The 239-nt window shown below is 60.3% G+C and carries 1 protein-coding gene; it reads right to left on the bottom strand.

What is annotated here, in order from left to right; translation table 11 throughout:
• On the bottom strand, positions 1-239 hold a 239-nt coding region (locus tag AC23NW_RS36355; protein WP_487455615.1), incomplete at both ends, for a CobW C-terminal domain-containing protein.

A 239-nucleotide genomic window follows, 5' to 3' on the forward strand; every position in this document is an offset into this window, starting at 1 on the left:
AATGACCAGTTCGTTCTGCCTGTCGCCGAAACGCTTGTCCCAGCGGGCTTCAATCTGTTCGCGGTGGTCGAGGTTCGCGCCGTAACGTAACCGCTGCTGAAACGGCATCGACGCCCACCTCACACCGGCCTGCTCGGCCCGAAGGCTCCCGCCTGCCTGACTGTAATTTAGCGCTTCTTCGGGGCGGGATGCCAGCCAGAACAGTCCTTTTCTGAGAATGATGCCCGCCGGAAAGTGTT

This window comes from Arsenicibacter sp. R0_47 (assembly GCF_057652235.1).